Raw genomic sequence first — 6384 nt, 5'->3', positions numbered from 1 at the left:
GCTCTCGCGCGGCGCCGACGCCGCTCGAATCCGAAGGAGAGATCATGAAGAAGACTGGCATGCTGGCCCGCTGCGCGGTGGGGGCTGCAGGAGGACTGCTGCTGCTCGGCGCCGCCGGTGCCGCGATGGCGGACGAGGTCGGGGACGGCGAAGTGGACGTCAACGTCGACATCGCCGCGCTGCCCCCGGTCGGCGCGCTCACGATGAGCGTCGCCGTCGATTCCACGGAGCTCACGGAGGTGACCTCGGACGACCCCGAGTTGCGCGAGTTCACCGGCGTGCTCCCGACCGTCACGGTGAGCGACGATCGTGAGGAAGTCCCTGCCGGGGCGTTCTGGTACGTCGTCGGGCAGTCCTCGGCGTTCACGGCAGCGGGTGTTCCCGAGCTCGGCCCTGAGCACCTCGGCTGGACGCCGCGCCTGCTCACCGAGAACGACGGCGAGGTCGCCGAGGGACCCGAGGTCGGCACGATCTTCGACGAGGCTCCCAACAACGTCGGTCTCGAAGGCGAGGAGTTCCTCGCCCTCGCGCTCGAGTCGGGCGAGGCCCGCGCGGTCGGCGAGTGGCACGCCGACGCCGACCTCACGCTCAAGACGCCGAAGGACGTCGCGCCGGGGAGCTACTCCGCGACGATCACGCTCACGCTGTGGGAGGCCGCCCTCTAGGGCGGGTCGGCCATGGCACACCACGACCGGGCGACGCGCGCACGGAGACCGCTGGCTCTCGCGAGCGCCGCCATCGTCGCCGCGGGCCTCCTGCTCGCCGCCCCTCCCGTCCACGCCGCGGAGGAGTGGAACCCGGATTCGGGCTACACGTCCAGCGACAAGGGCGACGGCACCTACAGCGTCCCGCTATTCAACGCAGACGTCCCCGACGTCTCGGTCGAGCGGATCCCCGCCGCCGAGAACGACGAGGGTCGCGACATCTACTACATGATCAGCACCACCATGCATCTCAGTCCCGGTGCGCCGATCATGAAGTCCTACGACCTGGTCAACTGGGAGATCGTCAACTACGTCTTCGACCGTGCGGACATCAGCGACTCGTTCTCGCTGCGGAACGGGCAGACGTCGTACGGGCAGGGGCAGTGGGCCTCGTCGATCCGCCACCACGACGGCAAGTGGTACGTCGCCTTCAACACCAACAACCTGGGCGGTTCGTACCTCTACACGACGGACGACATCGACGGCGGCAAGTGGGACCGGGTGAAGCTGCCCGGGTCGTACCACGACCCCTCGCTGTTCTTCGACCTCGACGGCACGCCGTACATCTTCTACGGCTCGGGCTCGACGAGCGCGGTGCGGCTGAGCGCGGACTTCACCCAGGTGCTTCAGACCTACTCGCAGATCATCCGGCCCGCGGACTACCCCGGTGCTCCCGTGGGCGGGCTCTTCGAGGGCGCGCAGGTGCAGTACATCGACGGCAAGTACTACATCGTCATCATCACGTGGCCCTCAGGGCAGGGACGTCAGGTCGTGCTCTTCCGCTCGGACCACCTCCTGGGCCGCTACGCCACGACGGACGGCAGCAACCCCTATGAGGCGAAGGGCGTGCTCAACTCCAACGGCTGGGCGCAGGGGAGCCTCGTGCCGGTTCAGGCGGCGGACGGTGGAACCGACTGGCACGGGTTCTTCTTCCGTGACACCTTCCCGATCGGCCGCATCCCGGCGCTGATCCCCGCGAACTGGGGCGCGGACGGCTGGCCCGTCTTCGGCAACAGCGGGAGCGTCCCGGTCGGCGGGTCCTTCCAGAAGCCGATCCGGCTGAGTGCGGAGGAGGAGCTCTACGAGCGGCAGAAGAGCATCGTCGCGTCCGACGACTTCGACAACGACGCACCGCATCGTGCCTACATGGATGAGCCGTGGACGATCCCGCCGACGCCGGACGTGGATGAGTCCCTCGTCGGTGTCGAACTGCTCTCCGACCCCGGGTTCGAGGACGGCGCGGCCGGCTGGATCGTCAACGATTCCGCGACGCTGTCGCCGTCGACGGATGCTGCGACCGGCGCGGGCGCGCTGCGGGTGACCGCGCGCACCACCACCGGATCCGGGCCCGCGCAGGACGTGTCGGGCAAGGTTCAGCACAACGTCACGTACGACGTGTCGGCAAAGGTGAAGTACGACAACCCCAACAGTCCGGCGACCAAGCAGTTCCTGATCACCGCGCGCTACGGCACCAGCACGTTCACGAACCTCGCGAGCGTGACCGCGACCCGCGGCCAGTGGGCGACGATCACCGGGAGCTTCACCGTGCCCGCGGCGCAGAGCCCGTCATCCATGCGGATCTTCATCGAGACGCCATGGACGAGCAACGCCAATGCACAGGCGGCACCGGACACGCATCTCATGGACTTCACCGTCGACGACGTGTCCTTGAAGGGGCGGCCGATCACCACGGAGCAGCCGCACCCCGATGAGATCGGTCCGAACCGCTCGCGTCTCGCGCTGCAGTGGGAGTGGAACCACGCTCCGGACAACCGGTACTGGTCGCTCACGGACCGCGAGGGCTGGCTGCGCCTGACCACCGGCAAGGTCGTCACGGGAAACACCCGCCACTACAAGCTGACGAACGACGACGAGGCGACGTTCCTCGAGGAGGCGCGCAACACGCTCTCGCAGCGCACGTTCGGGCCGCGCCAGTCGGCCGAGACGAAGCTCGACATCTCCGGCATGAAGAACGGAGACGTCGCCGGTCTCGCGGCGTACAACCGCGGATTCTCGTACGTGGCCGTGAAGCGGGTGAACGGAGTCAACACGGTCGGCGTGGTCAATCGCGTCCAGCCGTTCGCCGCGACGATCGACCAATCGGCGATCGAGTCGTTCCTGCCGGGGACGACCGCGCAGCTGGGCACCGCTGCCGAGGTCCATTTGAAAGCGGATCTCGACTTCGCCAGCCCGTCCGGACAGCTGTGGACCACGTTCTCGTACTCGCTGGACGGGTTGACGTGGAATCAGCTCGGCAGTCGGGTGGGGCCGCAGACCCTCGACGGAACGCTAACGCACTTCATGGGACACCGCGTCGGCCTGTTCAACTACGCCACGCAGCAGGCGGGCGGGCACGTCGACTTCGACCATTACCTGCTCAGCGACACGCTCACGGCGCAGAACCAGCTGCTCGACAAGAGCGACCTGGATGCCGCGGTCGACCACGCGTCGACCCTCGACGAGCACGACTACCCTGCGGCGGAGTGGGCGGAGTTCGAGGAGCTGCTCGCCGATGCCGAGGTCGTGTCGCAGCGTGCCGTGGGCACGCAGAACCAGATCGATGCGCCGGAGCGGGCGCTCAGCCTGCAGATGGCGCGGCTCGGCACCCTGGCGGAGCCTCAGCCGACCCTGGAGGTGTCGGCCACCGCGGCGACCCGCTGCGTCCTGGGCAAGGCGGTCCTCACGGTTCAGGTGCGGAACGAGGAGAGCGTGCCGGTCGCGCTCTCGATCTCGACGCCGTTCGGGGCCAAGTCCGTCGCGGCCCTCGCTCCCGAGCGGGCCACGTCCAGCGCGTTCACCACGCGTCAGGCGTCGATCGCCGCCGGTCACGCCGACGTGGAGGCCACCGCGACGCTCGACGGCCGAGAGGTGGAGGTGGCGTTGGAGGCGCCGTACGCCGCCGCCTCCTGCGGCTGAGATGAGCACGATGACGGCCCCGGTCCACAGCCGGGGCCGTCATCGTGCGCTCGCCCACCGCTCCCGTGTGAGCACGCCGAGGCGACCCACCTTGCCCGGAAGCTGCACCTCGGGCCCGAGCTCGAAGCCGAAGAGACGCGTGCGTGCGAGGGCGCGCTCGTTGCGCACATCGGGCTCGATGAGGATCCGGCGGACGCTCGGGGGAGTGAAGACGAAGCCGGCGAGCACGGCGCCGAGTCTCGTCGTGAAGCCGGCGACGGGCGCTCCGCGTCCCGCGAGGAGGAAGTGGATGCCGACATCCCCGTCCTCGGTGGGATGGGCATCGCCGAGCGGGTCGTTCTCGGGCTCGTAGGTCTGCAGCAGCGCGACCGGCTCGCCGTCGCGGCGGACCAGGAACGCGTGGTGCGTCGACAGGCCGTCGACGTACGCGTAGAGGTCGCGCAGCTCGTCCCTCGGCAGGTCGGCGAGGCCCCAGAACGCGGTGCCCGGTGCGGTCACCCAGGCGTGGACGATGTCGAGATCGGCGACGGGGTCGAGTACGGCGATCTCGATGCGGCCGAGCGCCGGGTCGTCGACGGTGTGCACGACCGAGCCGGCGGGGCCGGTGATGAGGCGGCCGGTCACGGCGGTGCTCGCGGCGGTGCTCACGGCGGTGCTCACCGGGTCTCCTCCCACTCATCGCGGCGCAGCCGCGCCCAGTCGGTCACGACCCGGTGCGGGCTCGCGTCGGCCCATCCCTCGAGCTGGTCGGCGAAGTGCGGCGAGGCCGGGTCGCCCGCGGCGCCGAACGGCACGCTCCAGAGGCTGCGCTCGCGGTCGGCGAGATCCCACGCCCACCGCGCGACCGATCCGCGCCATACGCGATCGGTGCGACCGGGAATCGAGCCGGTGCACCGCACGGTGTCGCCGTCGCCCGAAAGGGACGTGCGGAGGCCCGAGTCGAAACCGGTGACCTCGCTCAGCACATGGAGCGGCAGCAGCCGGTGGGTCTCGCCCCACGCCGGCGCGCCGGCGGTCTCCGCCAGCGCGGCCGCCGCGAGTTCCTCGGCGTCGCCACGCAGCGCGGGGTGCGCGAGCAGGCGAGCGACCGCGGCCGCGGTCTGCGTGGTCACATCGAGCCACGCGTCGAACACTGCGCCGAACAGGTGCGGCTGGTGCAGCGCCGCGAGGGCCGGGTGCGCGACAACCCGCCGGATCAGCGCCGACCGCCAGGCCGCGAAGGCGCCGGCGGCGGGGGACGAGGCATCCATCCGCCCGTTCCACTCGCGCAGGAGGTCGCGGGCGGCCGAGGCGTCGGGCTCGAGGTCTCCCCGCGGCAGGAACGCGAGCAGCACCTTCGCGCTGCCGCTTGCCGTGTCGCCCCACACCGGCTCGAACTCGTCGACCGTGCGGGGCCGCGTCTCGTCGAGCACGTCGCGGATGCGGTCGGCGCGGTGGGATGCCGGGTAGGCCCAGCCCCGATCGATCCGGAGGTCGGTCGGCCGTTCGTTCGCGTCGACGGCGACGTCTGTCACGGTCACCGCTTCGCTCGGGCCCCGCTCCGGAGCCGCGGCGGCGCTCGCGGCGTCGAGCGGCAGCCGGCGCCCGCCGGCCGGGCGATCGGGCGTCGCGCCGACGGTCGCGGAGAGCACCGCGCCCTGCGCATCGGCCGCGAGCACGCGGTTGACCGGGTCGACCCATGCGCCGAAGGCCTCGATCACGTCGGCGGCGGTGCGGGCTCGGAGCAGGGGGAGGAGCGCCGCGGCGCCGAGATCGCCGCGGACGCGCGCCGGCATCCGCACGCTCCAGCCCACGAGCTCGTCGCCGTCGCTGGGCACGAGGTCGGTGACCACGGTGCCCCGCGCGGTCTCGAGAGCAGTGACCGCGACATCGTCGCCGCCGCGCACGCGGACCACGCTGCGCTCGACGTCGACCGGTTCCCAGCCGTCGGCGCCGAGAGCCTCGTACCCGTCGCCGACCGGCCGCAGACTCTCGCGGAAGACGTCCACCGAGTGCGCCATCGCGTTGGTCACGCCCCACGCCGCGTCGCCGGTGTGGCCGAAGTGCGGCACACCGGGAACTCCGGGGAAGGCCAGCCCCACGACGTCGAACTCGTCGCACGCGAGACGCACCTGCTGGTAGACCCCCGGCAGCTCGAGGATGCGGTGCGGGTCGCCGGCGAGCAGGGGCAGGCCGCTCGCGGTGCGCGAGCCGTGCAGCGCCCACGCATTGCTCCCCGACGTCGGCAGCGTCTCGGCCGCATCGGGGATCGTGTCGCCGTAGCCCGCGAACACGTCGACCCACTCGTCGCCGAGTGTCGCCGCGACGTGCGCGCGCCAGAGCATCAGCGGGAACGTCGAGAACAGCGCGTGCGCGACGTGGAGCACACCGAGCGGGTCGTGATCGTCCCACTCGGTCAGGACGACACGGTCGCCGAAGTGCCCGTCGAGAGCCCGGAACTCGGGCGCCGACGAGCCGGCCGCGGCCATGCCGCGCCGAACTCCTTCGGCGTAGCGCGCGATGAAACGGCGGGTCGCGACATCCGTCCCCTCCAGCGCACGGCGCGCGGTGTCGTCGAGACGCGCGCGGCGCGCGAAGACGTCCCACGACACCGCGGACGCGCCGACGAGCTCGGCGAGGCGGCCCGACGCGCGCAGCCGGTCGACCTCGATCTGCCAGCCGCGGTCGCGCGCGGTCACCTCGCCCTGCGCCCGGGCGAGGTCGTCGACGTCGGTCGCGTGGAGGTGGGGGACCCCGTGGGCATCCCGGTAGAGCTCTGCCACCC

Annotated in this window: 4 protein-coding genes; 2 read left to right on the top strand and 2 right to left on the bottom strand. The window is 71.3% G+C overall.

Annotated elements, in window-relative coordinates; genetic code table 11:
* Nucleotides 1-665 (top strand): hypothetical protein (locus OB08_RS03315; RefSeq protein ID WP_461472080.1); only part of this gene is annotated, 665 nt, incomplete at its 5' end.
* Nucleotides 666-677: 12 nt separating this feature from the next.
* Complete coding sequence (locus tag OB08_RS03310) at nucleotides 678-3620, top strand: family 43 glycosylhydrolase (RefSeq protein WP_461472078.1); 2943 nt, start codon at nucleotides 678-680, stop codon at nucleotides 3618-3620.
* A gap of 39 nt (nucleotides 3621-3659) precedes the next feature.
* Here the strand turns inward: OB08_RS03310 and OB08_RS03305 are convergent, their stop codons facing one another.
* Together OB08_RS03305 and OB08_RS03300 are read right to left on the bottom strand one after the other, a co-directional pair.
* The gene (locus tag OB08_RS03305; protein ID WP_461472076.1) at nucleotides 3660-4280 is read right to left on the bottom strand and encodes a GNAT family N-acetyltransferase; all 621 of its coding nucleotides are present in this window, start codon (nucleotides 4278-4280) and stop codon (nucleotides 3660-3662) included.
* On the bottom strand, nucleotides 4277-6382 hold the full coding sequence (locus OB08_RS03300; RefSeq protein ID WP_461472074.1) for a penicillin acylase family protein: 2106 nt from the start codon (nucleotides 6380-6382) through the stop codon (nucleotides 4277-4279). Before OB08_RS03300 ends, OB08_RS03305 begins: the two co-directional genes overlap by 4 nt.
* Between the last annotated feature and the right edge of the window lie 2 nt (nucleotides 6383-6384).

The sequence above is a fragment of the Microbacterium sp. HJ5 genome, assembly GCF_054824025.1.
The sequence above is the reverse complement of the archived record's forward strand: the minus strand, read 5'-3'. Positions and strand labels throughout refer to the sequence as shown.